We start from the raw sequence: 1,621 nt of genomic DNA, 5'->3' as shown, positions 1-1,621 counted from the left end.
ACCTGCCGGTGTCCCGGCTCATCACTCTCACCGGGCTGGCCACCCTGGTCCTGGCCCCGTTTGGCGCGTTTGCACTGAACTTCAGCGCCATCACCGCCGCCATGTGCATGGGCCCGCAGGCGCATGAAGACCGCAGCCGCCGCTACACCGCTGCCGTGTGCTGCGGCGCACTGTATGTGGCCATCGGGCTGTTTGGCGCGGTCATCACCGGGTTGCTGACGGCGTTTCCCAAGGAACTGATCGTGGCCATTGCAGGGCTGGCGCTGCTGGGCACCATTGGCAACGGTCTGGCCGCTGCGTTGCGGGACGAGTCCCACCGGGAGGCCGCGCTCATCACCTTCCTGGTCACGCTCAGCGGGGTGGTGGTGGCGGGCGTGGGGTCGGCCTTCTGGGGCGTGGTCGCGGGCAGCATTGCCTTATTTGTGCAACAGTACAGGCGTTCGCAGGCCTAGACCCTCGGCTGCCCGGGCCCCTGGCCCCATCCACTTTTCTGATCCGACACCATGAAACTGCTCTTCATTGCCGATCCGCTGCACAGCTTCAAGATCTACAAGGACACCACCTTTGCCATGATGCGCGAGGCCCAGCGGCGCGGCCACACCCTGGCGGTGTGCGAGCCGCAGCATGTGACCTGGCAGCGCGGGGACAAAGTCACGGCCCGGGTCCGGGACATCCATCTCACAGGGGATGCGGACCACTGGTATGACGCTCAGCCAGAGCGCAGCGCTGTGCTGGCCGATTTCGACGCGGTGCTCATGCGCAAGGACCCGCCATTCGACAGCGAATACTTCTACGCCACCCACCTGCTGGAGCAGGCCGAGCGCGAAGGCGCCAAGGTGTTCAACAAGCCCCGGGCCTTGCGGGACCATCCGGAAAAACTGGCGATCATGGAGTTTCCCCAGTTCATCGGCCCCACGCTCGTCACGCGCGACGCTGCAGATATCCAGCGCTTTCATGCTGAGCACCAGGACATCATCCTCAAACCGCTGGACGGCATGGGCGGCATGGGCATCTTCCGTGTTGGGCCTGATGGCCTCAACCTGGGCAGCATCACCGAAACCCTGAACCGCCACGGTGCGCAGAGCGTGATGGTGCAAAAGTTCCTGCCCGAGATCGTCGATGGAGACAAGCGCGTGCTCATCATCGGTGGCAAGCCCGTGCCCTTCTGCCTAGCCCGCATCCCACAAGGCAGCGAAGTGCGTGGCAACCTCGCGGCCGGCGGTAAGGGTGTGGCCCGGCCCTTGTCGGCACGCGACCGCGAGATCGGAGAGGCTTTGGGCCCCATCCTGCTGGAGCGGGGCCTGTTGCTGGCGGGGGTGGATGTGATCGGAGACTGCGTCACCGAGATCAATGTGACCAGCCCTACCTGCTTCCAGGAGATCTTTGATCAGACGGGGTGTGATGTCGCCTTCCTGTTTGTGGACGCGCTCGAAGCCGCTGTTGCAGCCCATCAGGGCTGAGGCGCCTAAATCGGCGAACTTCTTTTCACACCTCCCTCAATCCGTGCTATAGTCGAGGGCTTCGCTTCTGAGGCGCTTGACCGGACGATCTGATCGTTTGGTGTTGTGCCTAGTTGCTGGCGGTGATGCTCTTTTTTGGGTTGTGCTGCTGGTGATTGAAG

The 1,621-nt window shown here is 63.5% G+C and carries 2 protein-coding genes; both read left to right on the top strand.

Features of this window, described 5'->3' with window-relative positions; translation table 11 throughout:
- The coding region (locus DBR12_RS23365; protein WP_233245033.1) for a benzoate/H(+) symporter BenE family transporter at nt 1-452 on the top strand (452 nt) is incomplete at its 5' end.
- Nucleotides 453-503: 51 nt separating this feature from the next.
- Nucleotides 504-1,460: a glutathione synthase gene (gshB, locus tag DBR12_RS21360; protein ID WP_108619058.1), complete on the top strand. Its 957-nt coding sequence runs from the start codon at nt 504-506 to the stop codon at nt 1,458-1,460.
- The last annotated feature ends 161 nt before the right edge of the window (nt 1,461-1,621 follow it).

The sequence above is a fragment of the Acidovorax sp. HMWF029 genome (genome assembly GCF_003060895.1).
GTDB lineage: Bacteria > Pseudomonadota > Gammaproteobacteria > Burkholderiales > Burkholderiaceae_C > Acidovorax.
The sequence above is the reverse complement of the archived record's forward strand: the minus strand, read 5'-3'. Positions and strand labels throughout refer to the sequence as shown.